Source organism: Streptomyces qaidamensis, assembly GCF_001611795.1.
In the GTDB taxonomy this organism is placed as follows: domain Bacteria; phylum Actinomycetota; class Actinomycetes; order Streptomycetales; family Streptomycetaceae; genus Streptomyces; species Streptomyces qaidamensis.
On record NZ_CP015098.1, the window covers coordinates 2412490 to 2428224 of the forward strand.

At 72.0% G+C, this 15735-nt stretch carries 19 protein-coding genes; 6 read left to right on the forward strand and 13 right to left on the reverse strand.

Annotation, left to right across the window (positions count from 1 at the left end):
* Positions 1 to 26 precede the first annotated feature (26 nt).
* The 3 genes from A4E84_RS10555 to hisI are packed head-to-tail and all read right to left on the reverse strand — an operon-like array spanning position 27 to position 2646.
* Positions 27 to 668, reverse strand: a complete 642-nt coding sequence (locus tag A4E84_RS10555; protein ID WP_062926307.1) for a TIGR02234 family membrane protein — start codon at positions 666 to 668, stop codon at positions 27 to 29.
* 41 nt (positions 669 to 709) lie between these two features.
* Positions 710 to 2191: an anthranilate synthase component I gene (locus A4E84_RS10560; RefSeq protein ID WP_062926308.1), complete on the reverse strand. Its 1482-nt coding sequence runs from the start codon at positions 2189 to 2191 to the stop codon at positions 710 to 712.
* Positions 2192 to 2202: 11 nt separating this feature from the next.
* Positions 2203 to 2646 carry a phosphoribosyl-AMP cyclohydrolase gene (gene hisI, locus A4E84_RS10565; RefSeq protein ID WP_174569417.1) on the reverse strand — a complete coding sequence of 148 codons (444 nt, stop codon included), beginning with the start codon at positions 2644 to 2646 and terminating at the stop codon, positions 2203 to 2205.
* Between the two features lie 84 nt (positions 2647 to 2730).
* On the opposite strand from hisI, the gene A4E84_RS10570 reads away from it, so the two are divergent.
* Positions 2731 to 3366 carry a TIGR03085 family metal-binding protein gene (locus A4E84_RS10570; RefSeq protein ID WP_062926309.1) on the forward strand — a complete coding sequence of 212 codons (636 nt, stop codon included), beginning with the start codon at positions 2731 to 2733 and terminating at the stop codon, positions 3364 to 3366.
* Positions 3367 to 3422: 56 nt separating this feature from the next.
* Here the strand turns inward: A4E84_RS10570 and hisF are convergent, their stop codons facing one another.
* The 8 genes from hisF to hisD are packed head-to-tail and all read right to left on the reverse strand — an operon-like array spanning position 3423 to position 9144.
* Positions 3423 to 4178 carry an imidazole glycerol phosphate synthase subunit HisF gene (gene hisF / locus A4E84_RS10575; protein ID WP_062926310.1) on the reverse strand — a complete coding sequence of 252 codons (756 nt, stop codon included), beginning with the start codon at positions 4176 to 4178 and terminating at the stop codon, positions 3423 to 3425.
* Positions 4179 to 4191: 13 nt separating this feature from the next.
* The gene (locus A4E84_RS10580; protein ID WP_062926311.1) at positions 4192 to 4593 is read right to left on the reverse strand and encodes a RidA family protein; all 402 of its coding nucleotides are present in this window, start codon (positions 4591 to 4593) and stop codon (positions 4192 to 4194) included.
* The gene (gene priA, locus A4E84_RS10585) at positions 4590 to 5315 is read right to left on the reverse strand and encodes a bifunctional 1-(5-phosphoribosyl)-5-((5-phosphoribosylamino)methylideneamino)imidazole-4-carboxamide isomerase/phosphoribosylanthranilate isomerase PriA (protein ID WP_033310528.1); all 726 of its coding nucleotides are present in this window, start codon (positions 5313 to 5315) and stop codon (positions 4590 to 4592) included. The genes A4E84_RS10580 and priA overlap by 4 nt, the downstream gene beginning before the upstream one ends.
* Complete coding sequence (hisH, locus tag A4E84_RS10590; protein ID WP_062926312.1) at positions 5312 to 5962, reverse strand: imidazole glycerol phosphate synthase subunit HisH; 651 nt, start codon at positions 5960 to 5962, stop codon at positions 5312 to 5314. Before hisH ends, priA begins: the two co-directional genes overlap by 4 nt.
* Entirely contained in the window at positions 5959 to 6123 is a 165-nt protein-coding gene (locus A4E84_RS43370; RefSeq protein WP_033310524.1) for a hypothetical protein, read from the reverse strand. Before A4E84_RS43370 ends, hisH begins: the two co-directional genes overlap by 4 nt.
* Positions 6120 to 6713, reverse strand: coding sequence for an imidazoleglycerol-phosphate dehydratase HisB (hisB, locus tag A4E84_RS10595; RefSeq protein ID WP_003989586.1), 594 nt, complete (start codon positions 6711 to 6713; stop codon positions 6120 to 6122). Before hisB ends, A4E84_RS43370 begins: the two co-directional genes overlap by 4 nt.
* A complete protein-coding gene (locus tag A4E84_RS10600) occupies positions 6710 to 7822 on the reverse strand; it encodes a histidinol-phosphate transaminase (RefSeq protein WP_062926313.1) in 1113 nt (370 codons plus the stop codon). Before A4E84_RS10600 ends, hisB begins: the two co-directional genes overlap by 4 nt.
* Positions 7819 to 9144 carry a histidinol dehydrogenase gene (hisD, locus tag A4E84_RS10605; protein ID WP_062926314.1) on the reverse strand — a complete coding sequence of 442 codons (1326 nt, stop codon included), beginning with the start codon at positions 9142 to 9144 and terminating at the stop codon, positions 7819 to 7821. Before hisD ends, A4E84_RS10600 begins: the two co-directional genes overlap by 4 nt.
* A gap of 178 nt (positions 9145 to 9322) precedes the next feature.
* Between hisD and A4E84_RS10610 the strand changes: the two genes are divergently transcribed.
* From A4E84_RS10610 to ybaK, 5 genes are all read left to right on the forward strand, one after another.
* On the forward strand, positions 9323 to 10900 hold the full coding sequence (locus tag A4E84_RS10610; protein WP_062926315.1) for a hypothetical protein: 1578 nt from the start codon (positions 9323 to 9325) through the stop codon (positions 10898 to 10900).
* 121 nt (positions 10901 to 11021) lie between these two features.
* Positions 11022 to 12053, forward strand: coding sequence for a hypothetical protein (locus A4E84_RS10615; protein ID WP_062926316.1), 1032 nt, complete (start codon positions 11022 to 11024; stop codon positions 12051 to 12053).
* A gap of 11 nt (positions 12054 to 12064) precedes the next feature.
* Positions 12065 to 12805 carry an LON peptidase substrate-binding domain-containing protein gene (locus tag A4E84_RS10620; protein WP_062926317.1) on the forward strand — a complete coding sequence of 247 codons (741 nt, stop codon included), beginning with the start codon at positions 12065 to 12067 and terminating at the stop codon, positions 12803 to 12805.
* Positions 12806 to 12977: 172 nt separating this feature from the next.
* Positions 12978 to 13364, forward strand: a complete 387-nt coding sequence (locus A4E84_RS10625; RefSeq protein ID WP_062926318.1) for a hypothetical protein — start codon at positions 12978 to 12980, stop codon at positions 13362 to 13364.
* A gap of 100 nt (positions 13365 to 13464) precedes the next feature.
* Complete coding sequence (gene ybaK, locus A4E84_RS10630; RefSeq protein ID WP_062926319.1) at positions 13465 to 13962, forward strand: Cys-tRNA(Pro) deacylase; 498 nt, start codon at positions 13465 to 13467, stop codon at positions 13960 to 13962.
* Positions 13963 to 14159: 197 nt separating this feature from the next.
* Here the strand turns inward: ybaK and A4E84_RS10635 are convergent, their stop codons facing one another.
* Both A4E84_RS10635 and A4E84_RS10640 read right to left on the reverse strand, forming a co-directional pair.
* Entirely contained in the window at positions 14160 to 14849 is a 690-nt protein-coding gene (locus A4E84_RS10635; protein WP_062926320.1) for a hypothetical protein, read from the reverse strand.
* A gap of 56 nt (positions 14850 to 14905) precedes the next feature.
* Positions 14906 to 15727, reverse strand: coding sequence for an ABC transporter permease (locus A4E84_RS10640; RefSeq protein ID WP_062926321.1), 822 nt, complete (start codon positions 15725 to 15727; stop codon positions 14906 to 14908).
* Positions 15728 to 15735: the final 8 nt, after the last annotated feature.

A 15735-nucleotide genomic window follows, 5' to 3' on the forward strand; every position in this document is an offset into this window, starting at 1 on the left:
CGGCCGGCCCGGTCCCCCGTGTGGGCTCAGGCCCCGGTCGGGTCCTCGCCGCGGTCGAGCGCCTTCCACAGGTCCTCGGGCCGGTCGGGGTCGACGGCGGGGGCCTTGCGGCGCGGCTGGGGCGTGCCGCCCCGCTCGTAGCGGCCGGACATGGCGGGCCACAGCCGGCCGTAGCGCAGGGCGAGCAGCCCGGCCAGGAGGATCAGGACACCGCCGGCGACCGCGACGTACGGCCAGGCGGTGTGGCTGAGGGTGTCGACGGCGGCCGAGGTGTCACCGGAGGCCTGGGCGGCCTGCTCGTCGAGCGCGGAGCTGTCGGAGGCGCCGAGCAGGGCCGTGGTGATGATGCCGGCGCCGGAGAGCGCCAGCAGCGCGGCGACGGCGAGGCGGCCGGCGCGGCGCACGGCGAAGACGGCGACGAGCGCGGCGAGGCCCACTATGGCGAGCGCCGCGGGCACGCCCGTGACGTCGCTGCCCTTGGCGGTCAGGGGGAAGGCGCCACCGGCCACCGTCGCCGTGCCCTGCGACCACTGCTGCCGGGTGGCGAGCAGCGCCACGGCGGCACCGAGCGCGCCGCTCAGCAGGGCGACGGCGAGGCTCAGGCGGCCGGCCCGGGCGGATCCGGGGGCTTCGGAACGGGGGTGAGGTACAGCAGTCACGTACCCCACTATCGCCTGAACCCCGGGCGAACCGTCACCCGGGGTTCATCTCAGGCCTTTCCCAGCCGGTTCGCCGTGTGGACGGCCCGCAGGACCGCGGCCGCCTTGTTGCGGCACTCGGTGTCCTCGGCGAGCGGGTCGGAGTCGGCGACGATGCCCGCCCCGGCCTGAACGTAGGCGGTGCCGTCCCGCAGGAGGGCCGTGCGGATGGCGATGGCCGTGTCGGAGTCGCCGGCGAAGTCGAGGTAGCCGACGCAGCCGCCGTACAGCCCGCGCCGGGACGGTTCGAGTTCGTCGATGATCTGCATGGCGCGGGGCTTGGGGGCACCGGAGAGGGTGCCGGCCGGGAAGCAGGCGGTGAGGACGTCGAAGGCGGTGCGCCCGGCGGCCACGCGGCCCGTCACCGTCGAGACGATGTGCATGACGTGCGAGTACCGCTCGACGGACATGAAGTCCACCACCTCGACCGAGCCGGGTTCGCAGACCCGCCCCAGGTCGTTGCGGCCGAGGTCGACGAGCATGAGGTGCTCGGCGCGCTCCTTGGGGTCGGCGAGCAGCTCGTCGGCGAGGGCCTGGTCCTCCTGCGGGGTGGCGCCGCGCCAGCGGGTGCCGGCGATGGGGTGGACCATGGCCCGGCCGTCCTCGACCTTGACCAGGGCTTCGGGGGACGAGCCGACGACGTCGAACCCGTCGAAGCGGAACAGGTACATGTACGGGGACGGGTTGGTGGCCCGCAGGACCCGGTAGACGTCCAGCGCGCTCGCCGTGCACGGTGTCTCGAAGCGCTGGGAGGGGACCACCTGGAAGGCCTCGCCGGCCCGGATGCGCTCCTTGATGTCCTCGACGGCCACCTGGAAGTCGGGGCCGCCCCACAGCGCGGTGTACTCGGGGAGCTCGGAGGGCGGCAGGACGGCGGGGGGCTGGGCGACCGGGCGGGAGAGGTCGGCCTCCATGGCGTCGAGGCGGGCGACGGCGTCGGCGTGTGCCTCGTCGACGCCGGTGTCCAGGTCGTTGTGGTTGATCGCGTTGGCGATCAGCAGGACCGAGCCCTCCCAGTGGTCCATGACGGCCAGGTCGCTGGTGAGGAGCATGGTCAGCTCGGGCAGCTTCAGGTCGTCGCGCTCGCCGGGGCCGATCTTCTCCAGGCGGCGGACGATGTCGTAGCCGAGGTAGCCGACCATGCCGCCGGTGAAGGGCGGCATGCCCTCCTGGTGGGGGGTGTGCAGGGCCTCGATGGTGGCGCGCAGGGCGGCGAGGGGGTCGCCGTCCGTGGGGACGCCGACGGGCGGGGCGCCGAGCCAGTGGGCCTGCCCGTCGCGTGCGGTCAGTGTCGCGGCGGACCGCACGCCCACGAAGGAGTACCGGGACCATGAGCGGCCGTTCTCCGCGGACTCCAGCAGGAAGGTGCCGGGGCGCTCGGCGGCGAGCTTGCGGTAGAGCGCGACCGGGGTGTCGCCGTCGGCGAGGAGCTTGCGGGTGACGGGGATGACCCGCCGGTCGGTGGCGAGCTTGCGGAAGGTCTCGAGGTCCATGGCGGCTGACCTTACTGATCCGTGGCGGAGCCGTCGGAACCGCCGTCCTTGAGCAGCACGTCGGTGTCGAAGCAGGTGCGCGCGCCGGTGTGGCAGGCGGCGCCGACCTGGTCGACCTTGACGAGCACGGTGTCGGCGTCGCAGTCCAGGGCGACGGACTTCACCCACTGGAAGTGGCCGGAGGTGTCGCCCTTGACCCAGTACTCCCGGCGGCTGCGCGACCAGTAGGTACAGCGGCCGGTGGTCAGGGTGCGGTGCAGCGCCTCGTCGTCCATCCAGCCGAGCATGAGCACCTCTCCGGTGTCGTACTGCTGTGCGATGGCGGGCAGGAGACCGTCGGGGCTGCGCTTGAGGCGCGCGGCGATCTCCGGGTCGAGGCGGCCGGATGGAGCACTGTGGTGCGAAGCGCCTCCGTGAGGGGCGGTGGCCGGGCGACGGGCGGGCTTGCTGGTCATGCCGACCATTGTGCCGCGCGCCACTGAGGTGCCTGGTGGAGTGTCCACTGGGCGGACCGGGGAGCCGGCCGTAGGCTGGGCCGCATGTCGACCCATGCCAAGCGTGAACGACTTCTCCTCGCCGACCTGTTGGAGACCGCGGGCCCGGACGCGCCCACCCTGTGCGAGGGCTGGACCACCCGGGACCTCGCCGCGCACGTGGTGGTGCGCGAACGCCGCCCGGACGCCGCCGGCGGGATGCTGATCAAGCAGCTCGCGCCACGTCTGGACAAGGTGATGGCGGAGTACACCGACAAGCCGTACGAGGAGCTGATCCAGCTGATCCGTACGGGCCCGCCGCGTTTCTCGCCCTTCTCCCTGAAGCCGGTCGACGAGGCGTCGAACATCATCGAGTTCTACGTCCACACCGAGGACGTGCGCCGCGCCCAGCCCGACTGGTCGCCGCGCGATCTCGACCCGGTGTTCCAGGACGCCCTGTGGTCCCGTCTGGAGCGCACCGCCCGCCTGATGGGCCGCGGGGTCCCGACGGGCCTGGTGCTGCGCCGCCCGGACGGCCAGACGGCGGTGGCGCACCGCGGCACGCCGGTGGTCACCGTGACCGGCGAGCCGTCCGAACTGGTCCTGTTCTCCTACGGCCGTCAGAGCGCGGCCAAGGTCGACCTGGACGGCGACGAGAACGCGATCGCGAAGCTCCACGAGACGAAGCAGCTCGGGATCTGAGGGACAGGGGAAAGCCCCGGCCGCATCGCGCGGGCCGGGGCTCCCCGTGGGGTGTGTCACCGCACCGGGTGACCCGCCCCCCGCAGCGTCTCCTTGACCTGGCCGATCCGCAGGTCCCCGAAGTGGAACACCGACGCGGCCAGCACCGCGTCCGCGCCGGCCTCGACGGCCGGGGGGAAGTCGGTGAGCCGGCCGGCGCCGCCCGAGGCGATGACCGGGACCGTGACGTGCTTCCGTACGGCCCGGATCATCTCCAGGTCGTAGCCGTCCTTGGTGCCGTCGGCGTCCATCGAGTTGAGCAGGATCTCGCCCGCGCCGAGTTCCGCGGCCCGGTGGGCCCATTCGACGGCGTCGATGCCGGTGCCCTTGCGGCCGCCGTGGGTGGTGACCTCGAAGGAGCCCGACTCGGTGCGGCGGGCGTCGACCGACAGGACCAGGACCTGGCGGCCGAAGCGCTCGGCGATCTCGCGGATCAGGTCGGGGCGGGCGATGGCGGCGGTGTTGACGCCGACCTTGTCCGCGCCCGCGCGCAGCAGCTTGTCCACGTCCTCGGGGGTGCGGACGCCGCCGCCGACCGTGAGCGGGATGAACACCTGCTCGGCCGTGCGGCGCACGACGTCGTAGGTGGTCTCGCGGTTGCCCGACGAGGCGGTGATGTCCAGGAACGTCAGCTCGTCGGCGCCCTCGGCGTCGTACACCTTGGCCATCTCGACGGGGTCGCCCGCGTCGCGCAGGTTCTGGAAGTTGACGCCCTTGACGACCCGGCCGTTGTCCACGTCCAGGCAGGGGATGACTCGGACCGCCAGGGTCATGAATCGTGCTCCTCTAGTGTTCCTCTGAGGGTGTCCCTCTGAATGCTTCCACTTCCACCGACACCAGGACCCGGGAGTCCATGAAGCCCTGCACGATCAGCAGGGTCGTGACCGGGCGTACGGCGTCGAACAGCTCCTTGTGGGCGCGGCCCACCGCGTCGACGTCCCGGGCGTGTGCCAGGCACACACGGGTGCGGATCACGGACTCGGGGGTGAGCCCGAACTCGGCGATCGCCTCCAGGGCGGTGGTGAAGGCCACCTTGGCCTGCTCGTACGGGTCGCCCTCGCCGTAGAGCACGTCGCCCTTGAAGGCGGTCGTGCCCGCTACCAGCACGCGGTCGCCCGCCGCTACGGCGCGTGCAAAACCGAAGGACTCTTCCCAGGGACTTCCGCTCTGCACACGCCGTACGGTCATGACGACACAGCCTCCAAGGCCTCTTCCAGGGTGAACGCCTTCGCGTACAGCGCCTTCCCGACGATGGCGCCCTCGACACCGAGCGGGACCAGGTCGGCGATGGCGCGCAGGTCGTCGAGCGAGGAAACCCCGCCGGAGGCCACGACCGGGCGGTCGGTGGCGGCGCACACGTTGCGCAGCAGTTCCAGGTTGGGGCCCTGGAGCGTGCCGTCCTTGGCGATGTCGGTGACGACGTACCGGGCGCAGCCCTCCTTGTCGAGGCGCGCCAGCGTCTCGTAGAGGTCGCCGCCGTCGCGGGTCCAGCCGCGGCCGCGCAGGGTCGTGCCGCGGACGTCGAGACCGACGGCGATCTGGTCGCCGTGCTCGGCGATGACCTTGGCGACCCACTCGGGGGTCTCCAGGGCGGCCGTGCCCAGGTTGACGCGCTTGCAGCCGGTGGCGAGGGCGGCGGCGAGGGTGTCGTCGTCGCGGATGCCGCCGGACAGCTCCACCTTGATGTCCATGGCGCCGGCGACCTCGGCGATCAGCTCGCGGTTGTTCCCGGTGCCGAAGGCGGCGTCGAGGTCGACCAGGTGCAGCCATTCGGCCCCCGAGCGCTGCCAGGCGAGGGCTGCCTCCAGCGGGGAGCCGTAGGAGGTCTCCGAGCCGGACTCGCCGTGCACCAGGCGGACGGCCTGGCCGTCGCGGACGTCGACGGCGGGGAGGAGTTCGAGCTTGCTCACAGTGTTCCGATCCAGTTGGTGAGGAGCTGGGCTCCGGCGTCGCCGGACTTCTCGGGGTGGAACTGCGTGGCCCACAGGGCACCGTTCTCGACGGCGGCGACGAACGGCTTGCCGTGGGTGGACCAGGTGACCTTGGGGGCCGTCATCGCCGGGTTGTGCGTCTGAAGCGACCAGTCGTGGACGGCGTAGGAGTGCACGAAGTAGAAGCGGGCGTCCGGGTCGAGGCCGGCGAACAGCTGCGAACCGGGGGCCGCTTCGACGGTGTTCCAGCCCATGTGGGGCACGATGTCGGCCTGGAGCGGCTCGACCGAGCCGGGCCATTCGTCGAGGCCCTCGCTCTGAACGCCGTGCTCGATGCCGCGCGCGAAGAGGATCTGCATGCCGACGCAGATGCCCATGACCGGGCGGCCGCCGGAGAGCCGGCGGTCGACGATCCAGTCGCCGCGCGCCTCGCGCAGGCCGGTCATGCAGGAGGCGAAGGCGCCGACGCCGGGCACCAGCAGGCCGTCGGCGTTCAGGGCCTTGTCGTAGTCACGCGTGATCTCCACGTCGGCTCCCGCGCGCGCGAGGGCGCGCTCGGCGGAACGGACGTTGCCGAAGCCGTAGTCGAAGACGACGACCTTCTTCTGCTTCAGGGGGCTGCTCAATTCCACACCTCCAGCCTCACGACGCCGGCCACCAGGCACATCGCGGCGCCGATCGACAGCAGCACGATCAGGCCCTTGGGCATCTTCTGCTTGATGAAGGAGTAGATCCCGCCGACGAGGAAGAGACCCACGACGATCAGCAGGGTGGAGATGCCGTTCACAGGGCGCCCTTCGTGGACGGGAGGATGCCGGCCGCGCGCGGGTCGCGCTCGGAGGCGTAGCGCAGGGCCCGGGCGAGCGCCTTGAACTGGCACTCCACGATGTGGTGCGCGTTGCGTCCGTAGGGCACGTGCACGTGCAGCGCGATCTGCGCCTGGGCCACGAAGGACTCCAGGATGTGCCGGGTCATGGTGGTGTCGTACTCGCCGATCATCGGCGCCATCTTCTCGGGCTCGGTGTGCACGAGGTAGGGGCGGCCGGACAGGTCGACGGTGACCTGGGCGAGGGACTCGTCCAGCGGGACCGTGCAGTTGCCGAAGCGGTAGATGCCCACCTTGTCGCCGAGGGCCTGCTTGAAGGCGGCGCCGAGGGCGAGGGCGGTGTCCTCGATGGTGTGGTGCGAGTCGATGTGCAGATCGCCCTCGGTCTTCACGGTGAGGTCGAACAGACCGTGGCGGCCGAGCTGGTCGAGCATGTGGTCGTAGAAGCCGACGCCGGTGGAGATCTCCGTCTTGCCCGTGCCGTCGAGGTCGATCTCGACGAGGACCGAGGTCTCCTTGGTCGTCCGCTCCACGCGTCCGGTGCGGCTCATGAACTCTGCTCCTTCTTCAGTGCACGTACCGCGTCGAGGAACGCGTCGTTCTCTTCGGGGGTTCCGGCGGTGACCCGGAGCCAGCCGGGCACGCCGTTGTCCCGGACCAGGACGCCCCGGTCGAGGATCTTCCGCCAGGTCTCGTGGGAGTCCTCGAACCGGCCGAACTGCACGAAGTTCGCGTCGGAGGCGGTCACCTCGTATCCGGTCGCGAGCAGTTCGGTGACCAGGCGGTCCCGTTCGGTCTTGAGCTGCTCGACGTAGCCCAGCAGGGTGCCGGTGTGTTCCAGGGCGGCCAGGGCGGTCGCCTGGGTCACGGCAGACAGGTGGTAGGGCAGCCGGACCAGCTGGACGGCGTCGACGACGGCCGGGTGTGCCGCGAGGTAGCCGAGGCGCAGGCCGGCCGCGCCGAACGCCTTCGACATGGTGCGGGAGACGACCAGGTTCGGGCGGCCGTCGATCAGCGGCAGCAGCGAGTCGCCGTGGCTGAACTCGATGTACGCCTCGTCGACCACCACCATCGACGGCTTCGCCGCCTGTGCGGCCTCGTACAGCGCGAGGACCGTCTCGGGCGGGACGGCGGTGCCGGTGGGGTTGTTGGGGGTGGTGACGAAGACGACGTCCGGCTGGTTCTCGGCGATGGCCTTCTCGGCGGCGGCGAGGTCGATCGTGAAGTCCTCGTTGCGGGGGCCGGAGATCCAGCCGGTGCCGGTGCCGCGCGCGATGAGGCCGTGCATCGAGTACGACGGCTCGAAGCCGATGGCGGTGCGGCCCGGTCCGCCGAAGGTCTGCAGCAGCTGCTGGATGACCTCGTTGGAGCCGTTGGCCGCCCAGACGTTGGCGACGCCGACTTCATGGCCGGACGTGTCCGTCAGGTACTCCGCCAGGCGGGTGCGCAGCTCGACCGCGTCGCGGTCCGGGTAGCGGTTGAGGTTCCGGGCGGCTTCCCGGACCCGCTCGGCGATGCGTTCGACCAGCGGCTCGGGCAGCGGGTAGGGGTTCTCGTTGGTGTTCAGCCGTACGGGGACGTCCAGCTGGGGCGCGCCGTAGGGGGACTTGCCGCGCAGCTCGTCGCGTACGGGGAGATCGTCGATGCGTACGTCGTTCACTTGCTCTCGGGCACCTTCCAGCCGAACCTCGCCTTGATCGCCGCGCCGTGGGCCGGCAGGTCCTCCGCCTCCGCCAGCGTCACCACGTGGTGCGCGACGTCGGCCAGCGCGTCCCGCGTGTAGTCGACGATGTGGATGCCGCGCAGGAAGGACTGGACGGACAGGCCCGAGGAGTGGCAGGCGCAGCCGCCGGTGGGCAGGACGTGGTTGGAGCCGGCCGCGTAGTCGCCGAGGGAGACCGGGGCCCAGGGGCCGATGAAGATCGCGCCGGCGTTGCGGACCCGGTCGGCGACGGCGGCGGCGTCGGCCGTCTGGATCTCCAGGTGCTCGGCGCCGTACGCGTCGACGACCTTGAGGCCCTCGTCGACACCGTCGACCAGCACGATCGCGGACTGCCTGCCGGACAGGGCCGGGACGATCCGGTCATCGACGTGCTTGGTGGCCGCGACCTGCGGCTCCAGCTCCTTCTCGACCGCGTCGGCGAGCTCGACGGAGTCGGTGACGAGGACGGCGGCGGCCAGCGGGTCGTGCTCGGCCTGGCTGATCAGGTCGGAGGCGACGTGCACCGGGTCGGCCGTGTCGTCGGCGAGGACGGCGATCTCGGTCGGGCCGGCCTCGGCGTCGATGCCGATCCGGCCGGTGAAGTAGCGCTTGGCGGCGGCGACCCAGATGTTGCCCGGGCCGGTGACCATGTTCGCGGGCGCGCAGGACTCGGTGCCGTAGGCGAACATCGCGACGGCCGTGGCGCCGCCGGCGGCGTACACCTCGTCGACGCCGAGCAGCGCGCAGGCGGCGAGGATCGTCGGGTGCGGCAGGCCGCCGAAGTCGGCCTGGGCGGGTGAGGCGAGCGCGACGGACCCGACGCCGGCCTCCTGCGCGGGCACCACGTTCATGATCACGGAGGACGGGTACACGGACCGGCCGCCGGGCGCGTAGAGCCCGACGCGGTCGACCGGCACCCACTTCTCGGTGACGCTGCCGCCGGGCACGACCTGGGTGGTGTGCGTCTCGCGGCGCTGCACGCGGTGGACGATCCGGGCGCGGCGGATGGACTCCTCCAGGGCCGCGCGCACGGCCGGGTCGAGCTCCTCCAGCGCGCGCTCGAGCGCGGCGGCCGGCACCCGTACCTGATCGAGCCTGACCCCGTCGAACCGCTCGGCGGCGTCGATCAGCGCCGCGTCGCCCCGATGATGCACGTCCTCACAGATCGGACGCACCTTCTCCAGGGCGGCCGCTACGTCGAAGTCGGCTCGGGGCAGCAGGTCGCGCAGGGCGGGGCCCTCGACGAGGGCGTCGCCGCGCAGATCGATTCGGGAGATCACGTGGTCAATTCTCTCAGACCGGGGTGAGGCGTCGTTCGCGCGTATCAATGGCTGATACAGAACGCCGCGGGACGCCGGAAGATCACCTTCACGTGGTGTGTTCGGGGGGTCACACAGCGGGCATGAACTGGTGTACGAGGGAAGTGACCCGCGAGTACCTGGGGAGGACGGAAGAGCTGTGACCGAGGGGGCCGGCGTCCGTGCCGGGGATGTGCCCGAGGACCTGACCGCGACCGAGGCCGGCATGTGGCAGGCCTTCCGCAACGGCACCGTGTACGACCTGAGCAGCGGCGACGCCCTGGAGGACGATCCGCACGGCGGCCGTCCGTGGGGCGAGGAGCGGACGGTCCGGGCCCGGATCGTGTGCTGGCTGCTCCTCGACGGCCCACCCGCCCTGGCCGGCCGCGTGTCGTCGCTGAAGCTGATCGGCGTGCAGGTCAGCGGCTCACTGGACCTGGCGGGCGGCACCGTGGTGCCGTACGCCGAGATGCGCCGGTGCCGGTTCGAGCAGGACGTGCTGCTGCCGGAGGCCCGCTTCACCACCCTGCGGATGGTGGACTGCTCGGTGCCGCGGCTGGAGGCGGCCCGGGTGCAGACGGAGGGCGATCTCCATCTGCCGCGCTGCCGCTTCCACCACGGCATCCGGCTCACGGACGCGCAGATCGGCACGGACCTGATGCTCAACCAGGCGATCGTGCACCGGGATCACAGCGGCCGGTCGATCGCGGCGGACGGCCTGACCGTCGGCCAGGACCTACAGGCCGAGCTGCTGGAGTCGCACGGCGAGCTGAGCCTGCGCGCCGCCACCGTCGGTGTCTCCCTGAGCCTGCGCGGTGCCCGTCTGTCCAACCCCTACGAGCGGCTCGCGCTGAACGCCCCGCAGCTGACCGTGGAGCGCAGTCTGTATCTGACGCCGGCGGGGGTCGGCGCCCAGGCGATGAGCGGGATGACCCCGGCGCAGGGAACGCGCATCCAGCGCTTCGCGTGCGTGGGCGGGATCCGGCTGGACGACGGCCGGTTCGGTGACGCCGTCGACTTCGAGGCGGCCGGATTCACCCTCACGGACGACCAGGAGCTGTCGCTGCGCCGGGTGCAGACGCCGGAGCTGCGCTTCCTCGGGGAGCAGCCGGTGCGCGGCCGGGTGGTGCTGTCCGGGGCGAAGGTGATCAACCTGATGGACCGGGCGGATGCCTGGCCGGGCCCCGGGCGGCTGCACATGGGCGGCTTCACCTACGAGAACCTCGTGCCGCGCGGGCCGTTCCCGCTGGCCGAGCGGCTGGACTGGGTGGCTGCGGCGACCGCCGAGTACAACCCGGAGCCGTACGAGCGGCTCGCGGCCGTGCTGCGGGCCGGCGGTGAGGACGAGGACGCCCGGGAGGTACTGCTCGCCAAGCAGCGCCGGCGTCGCGAGAGCCTGCCGATGGCGGCCAAGCTGTGGGGGTACGCGCAGGACTGGACGGTCGCCTACGGATACCGTCCGGGCCGGGCCGCGGTGTGGATGGCGGTGCTGTGGGCGGCGGGGTCCCTCGCCTTCGCGCGGGCCGGGCAGCCGCCGATGAAGCGGGGCGAGCACCCGGACTGGAACCCCACGCTCTTCACCCTCGATCTACTGCTGCCGGTCATCGACCTGGGCCAGGTGGGCTTCTGGCAGCTGCACGGGGGCTGGCAGTGGCTGGCGACGGCGATGATCCTGCTGGGCTGGATCCTGGCGACGACGGTGGCGGCGGGCGCGACGCGGCTGCTTCGCCGCAACTGATGGTGCTGGTGTGACCACAGTTATCGAAGTGTCGCGGTTTTACGTTCTCTTGACCATTGGATGTACAACTTTCCGCAGGTTCCATGAACAGTCTGGCGCCGTCATGAGCAGCGGACTTTCAATGGTCGGCACCATGGCAATGCAGCTCCCGTTCATCCGTGCGAGCCGGATGGCAAGGACCTCCCCCCACCTCGTCGGCGAGCCGTGCGCCGACGACGAGGTGCTGCTCGACGCGCCCGACTCCCGGCTGAGTCCGGCGCTGGTCGCCGCGGCCCGGGGTGACCACGTCCCGGCCGCCTCGCTGCTCCTGGCCACCCGCGTGGCCTCGGAGTGGGAGCGGCGCGACCGGTACGTGACCCGGCTGGCCGCCTTCGCGCGCTCGCGGCCCGAGTGGCTGGACGCCTGGCTCGCCACGGCCCCGCAGGACCCCGACGCGCTGCTGGTCGGGGCCCAGCTGGCGGTGGACCGCGCCTGGCAGTCACCGGCCCGGGCCGAGCTGCTGCGCGAGGTGAGCCCGCTGATCACGGCAGCGGCCCGGGGCGACCAGCGGGACCCCGTGCCGTGGCGGCTCGCGCTCGACCACGCCCGGGGCGCACAGGCCGGGCACACCTACTTCGAGGAACTGTGGGCGGCGGCTGTCCGCCGCGCCCCGCACCACTACGGGTGCCATGTGGCGGCCCTGCGCTACCTGGCCACGTACTGGCACGGTTCGCACCACGAGTGCTTCGACTTCGCCGACCGGGCCGCCCAGGACGCTCCCGCCGGCGCGCTCGTCCAGGCCCTGCCGCTGCGGGCGGCCTTCGGCTACCTCACCGACGACTGCGGGCCCGAGATCCCGCGCGAGCGGCTGGACGCGGCGGCCGACCGGGCGATCGCGCTGTCCCCGCGGCTGCCGGCGGCCGACCCCTGGCCGGCCCGGATGCGCAACCTGCTGATCTTCGTCCTGGTGTGCCTGGAGCGCTGGCCGGACGCCACCGAGCAACTGCGCCTGAACGGTCCGTACGCCACCTCCTTCCCCTGGGACCGGCTGTCGGACGACCCTCTCGGGCACTTCCTGCGGGTGCGCGAGGACATCCGGGTCGGGGCGGCCGGGGACCCGTCCGGGCATCCACGGAATGAACGGGGCGGGCGAGTCCGCCCCGGCGACCATTAGGCTTTTGCGTCGTGACCACCGTCCGGCTCCCCCTCTTCCCACTGAACTCGGTGCTGTTCCCGGGGCTCGTGCTCCCGCTCAACGTCTTCGAGGAGCGGTATCGCGCCATGATGCGCGAGCTGCTGAAGACGCCCGAGGACGAGCCGCGCCGGTTCGCCGTCGTGGCGATCCGCGACGGCCACGAGGTGGCCTCGACCTCGCCCGGCATGCCCGACCCGACGGCCGTGCCCGAGCGGGGACCGGCTGCCGGTTTCGGCCCGGACCCGGTCAAGGCGTTCCACAAGGTGGGCTGCATCGCGGACGCGGCGACGATCCGGGAACGCACCGACGGCTCCTTCGAGGTGCTCGCGACCGGCACGACCCGGGTGAAGCTGCTGTCGGTCGAGGCGTCCGGGCCCTTCCTGACGGCCGAACTGGAGCCGCTGGAGGAGGAACCGGGCGACGAGGCCGCGCCGTTGGCCGAAGGGGTGCTGAGGTCCTTCCGCCAGTACCAGAAGCGGCTGGCCGGGGCGCGGGAGCGGTCCCTTGCGACGGGGGCCGAACTGCCGGACGAGCCGGGCGTGGTGTCGTACCTCGTGGCGGCCGCGATGATGCTGGACACCCCGGCCAAGCAGCGTCTGCTCCAGGCCCCCGACACGGCGTCCCGCCTGCGCGACGAGCTGAAACTCCTCCGCTCCGAGACGGCGATCATCCGTAGTCTGCCGTCGTTGCCGGCGTCGGAGCTGACGCGCGGCCCGATGAGCCTCAACTGAGGGAAAGACACGTCTCGACGGAAACGAGGAGGACGATTTCCCGCCGGGACGCAAGGGACGGATCCGGCCACCGGGACGACTGAAAACCTGTGGGGCCCCCGTGATCGACCTGCCTATGATCAAGCCCGACCGGCCATGATCATGGCCATGACCGCATCAAGGGGGATTCACAATGAGTCGTGCGCGCATTCTCACCGTCGCCGCCGGTGTCGCCATCGGTTCCACGCTCCTGGTCGCGCCCGCGCAAGCGGCGCCCGCCAAGGCCCAGGACCGCGTCGAGTGCACCAGCCTGAGCAACGGGCAGCTGTGCATATCGCTGAACACGAGCCCCAGCCGCGTCGAGGTCTTCTACACGAAGAAGTCCGGCGGGCAGATCAGGGCGAAGCTGGGCTACCGCACCACCAACGGCGGAAGCACGTACGGACCGACGGAGAGCATCTCGACAGGCGACCGGGAAGTCCAGACCTGGACGATGAGCTACCGCTGTGACGTGGACTGGAAGGGCCTGATCAAGGTCGAGGGCCAGGGAACCTTCGAGACCCCGTGGGCGACCTGCTGACCCAGGCTCAGCAGGACCTCGCGTCCTCGTGTGCCGCCCCGCCCGGGAACCTCTCCGGGCGGGGCGGTCCGCGTTCCACCGTCTGGAAGGATGCCGCTCCATGGCGAAGAAGTCGAAGAAGCAGCAGTCCGGCGGCACACCCGCGACCGTGGCCCTGACCGCTGCGGGCGTCACATACACCGTCCACGCCTACGACCACGATCCCTCGCACCCCTCCTACGGCGAGGAGGCCGCCGAGGCGATGGGTGTCTCGCCCGACCGCGTCTTCAAGACCCTGGTCGCGGACGTCGACGGCACGCTGACGGTCGCGGTGGTCCCGGTGGCGGGCCAACTGGACCTGAAGGCCCTGGCGGCGGCCGTGGGCGGCAAGCGCGCTGCGATGGCCGACCCGGCCCTGGCGGAGCGCACGACGGGCTATGTCCGGGGCGGCATCTCGCCCCTGGGCCAGCGCAAGAAGCTGCCGACGGTCCTCGACGCCTCGGCCGCGGCGCACGCGACGATCTGCGTCTCGGCGGGCAGGAGGGGCCTTGAGGTGGAACTCGCTCCGGAGGATCTCCAGAAGCTGACGGAGGCGGTCCTGGCGCCCATCGGCCGTTAGGGGGCTTCTGATGGATCTCCGTGGAAGAAGGAGCAGCGTCCGGTGCGTGCGACCGGCGTGCGTCGGGAACGGTCATGTGGCGAAGCCACCTGCCCGTTCACGGCGTGCGGCGTGGGGGTCCCCCCGCTCGAACGAAGCCGAGCGTGGGGGAGTGCGCGCCGGGCGTCGTGACGCCGCGGAGATCCATCAGAAGCCCCCTAGCCGCGGGAGGACTCCTGGTACGGCCCGGCCGCGAACTCCGGTTCCGGGTCCCGGGGTCCGAACAGCGCCATGAGCCCGAGGTGCAGCACCAGTGCGGCGAGCGGCCAGGCCAGCAACGCCCCCTTCGCGCCCAGTTTCAGGGGCGCGTCGAACGTCACGCCCTGCCCGACGGCCTGAGCCTGCGCGATCACGTCCTGGGCGGGTCCGAGCCACACCCCGACCCGCCAGGCGAGCAACGACCCGAGCAGCCCTCCGAGGGCCAGCCCCACCACCAGCGGCACACCTCCGCGCCGTCGCAGCAGGAAGACGACCAGCGCGCTGACGGCCCCGAAGCCCAGCCCGAGGAGCGTGAACGTGCCGTCGACCCCGATGGCCTGCTCCCCCTCGGTGTCCTTGAGGTAGACGACCCAGCTCTTCTCCACCACGTCGCCGACGAGCGGCACGTGCGGCGCGAGCCACCACCACAGAACGCCGAGCAGCACCCCGCCGAGCGCCACGGCCACCGTGATCACGGCGGACTCCCGCAGTTCCGTCTTCATCCCGGGGCCGTCCTGTCCGTACCAGCCGTGCCCGGCGTACTCGGCGTGCTGCGACCCCGGAGCCTGAGGCCCGGCGGCCGGCGGCTGCCACGGACCCTGTGCGGAGTGTTCGTGCGGCGGCGGTGGCGGAGTCAGTGGTGCGGTCACCCTGCCATCGTGCCAGGCCCGCTTGTGTGCCGCGTCACCGGACGATCCCTCCTCGCTCACCGGACGGCCGCCCGGCGGTAGGCCCAGGTCGCCACGGCCAGCGAGACGACGCCCACCACCCCGCACACGGCGAGGTCACCCAGCACGAAGGCCCAGTCGGGATGCGGTCCGAAGGTCCGCGCGAAGGCCTCCACACCGTACGTCGACGGCAGCAGGTCCCTCGTGAAGCGCACGACCTCCGGCATCCGGTCCGCCGGCAGCACGCCCAGCAGCAGCGCCGCCGACATGCCCAGCTGTCCCAGCAGCGTGGCCAGTTCCGGCCGGGGCGCGAGCAGTCCCAGCGCCGCACCGAGCCCGGCGAGCGCCGCGCCCGCGAGCGGGATCACGGCCATGAGGACCCACAGATGGGCCATCGGCAGCCCGAACAGCACGCAGCCGAACACCGCGGTCACGACGGTCCCGGGCACGGTGAACGAGGCGTACGCGCCCGCCGCGCCCAGCACCACGGCCGCCGGCGGCACCGGCAGCGTCGCGTAGTGGTCGAGGCCGCCGCTGGCCCGCAGCTGCCCGAAGTACTGCGCGAGCAGGTTCAGCGCGACGAAGGCCACCACCAGGACCGACGACCCGGCGACGACGGCCTGTGCCTCCGCCCCGTCGTCCACGACCCCGCGCATCAGGATCATGATCCCGACCGACTGGAAGGTCGCCACGAACAGCAGCGGGATCCGCGCCACCCGCGCCCGGGACAGCTGGGCCCGGTACACGGCCGCCAGCGACGGCCACAGCCGTGCCCGAGGTCCGAGCTCGGCCGCGCACGCGGCGGGCTCCTCCACGGCCAGGGCACTGCCCGGCAGGACATCGGCGGGTACGACACTCACGTCGCGCT